Source organism: Corynebacterium sp. HMSC055G02 (assembly GCF_001809065.1).
In the GTDB taxonomy this organism is placed as follows: domain Bacteria; phylum Actinomycetota; class Actinomycetes; order Mycobacteriales; family Mycobacteriaceae; genus Corynebacterium; species Corynebacterium jeikeium_D.
On sequence record NZ_KV795642.1, the window covers coordinates 1 to 1,380 of the forward strand.

Consider the following 1,380-nt stretch of genomic DNA (forward strand, 5'->3'; position numbering starts at 1 on the left):
GGGTTAAGTAAAGAAAAGTGTGTCTTTTCCGGGCGTGTTGCGGTTATTTGATCCAGCCTTTTTGGATGCCGAGGTTGTGTTGGTAGCTGGTGTCGATGGCGGTGTCGTATTCTGCTGGTGCACCGATGTCATTGGTAGTGGCTGTGGTGTTGTGGGTGATCAGGTCTGTTGCTGTGGAAAGTGCGTCTTGACCCCATCGTTGGTCCCTGGCGATCTTGACCGGATCGTCAGGGACTTCTGTATGTAGATACAGCCACCAATCCATCACTGTGCGTTGATGCGGTAGTGATAGTCCGCGGTGTCTGCGGGCTAGTTCTTTTATGGGGGCGTTGATGCCACCTTCGAGGCTGTTTGTTGTTGCTGCAAGGTTGTCGGGGTCGATGGTTGTTGGTGGGGGTTGCAGGTAGGTAAACAGCAGGTCTCTGCGGTGCAGAGATAGCAATGATTGATAGGCCGCTCGGACGCGTTGGTGGGTGTAGACCTTGGTGTAGGCGCCGGTAGCAGGGTCTTTGATGGTGGTTTTCTCGTTCATCCATTCCCGGTAGGTGTGGTCGAATTCGTGCAGGTGGGCGACCCATGTGGATGCTTGGTCAAGGTCGGTGATGCGAGTGAGTTTCAGGGCTAGGCGGTAGAGGGTTTTGCCGGCATCGGTGCGGGGGTTGCTGGTGGTGTGGCGGCGGACTGTTCGTTGGGCGTGGACGAGGCAGCGTTGGATGCGTGTTGTTGGCCAGCAGTGGTGGATGGCTGATTGGGCACCTTGTCCGCCGTCTGTGACTGCGATTAGTGGTGCGGCAATGGGGCGTAGGAGTTCGGTGTAGGCGGCGGTGGTTTCGTGTCTGGCCCAGGTCCAGTTGATGACGTGGGTTTTACTGGCTGCGATCAGGAGGCATCCGGACTTTAGATAGGTCGCGTCGAGGAAGATTTGGTCATGGATGCGGAATGAGTCGATGGTGGGTGTGGGGATGATCCACCAGCACCATCGGAATCGGTGGTGCATGGTTTGCCTGGTTACGCCATGGTGTGCGGCGAAGGTGGTTAGAGATTGGGTGCCGGTGGCCCATTGGATGAACAAAGCCATGGTGGCGGTGTTTTTGTTGTGGGTTTGGGTGTTGCGGGTAAAGGAGTGTCCGCAGTGGGTGCAGCGCCAACGGGTGGTTGATTTGCTGGTGGTGCCGTTTTTCTTTGTGTTGTTGCCGCATAGTGGGCAGCTGGGGCGGTTGGTGGTCATCCTTTAATCCAACCGGTGTGCGGTTAGCACAAATGTGGCCGGAGGTGCGGGATGGTGTGGGTAATAGCTTTCGGGGAGCTATTCTTTGGTGATTTGTGGTGTGTGGTCTGGGGTTATGGTGGCATGCGGACACACTTTTCTTTACTTAACCC

At 56.0% G+C, this 1,380-nt stretch carries 1 protein-coding gene; it reads right to left on the reverse strand.

Annotation, left to right across the window (positions count from 1 at the left end; translation table 11 throughout):
- Nucleotides 1-43: 43 nt before the first annotated feature.
- A complete protein-coding gene (locus HMPREF2547_RS03895; RefSeq protein ID WP_011018353.1) occupies nucleotides 44-1,228 on the reverse strand; it encodes an IS256-like element IS3503 family transposase in 1,185 nt (394 codons plus the stop codon).
- Between the last annotated feature and the right edge of the window lie 152 nt (nucleotides 1,229-1,380).

What these genes read in the sequence shown, in the direction of transcription:
- HMPREF2547_RS03895 (WP_011018353.1), bottom strand. Translation starts at nt 1,228, where the DNA reads ATGACCACCAACCGCCCCAGCTGCCCACTATGCGGCAACAACACAAAG.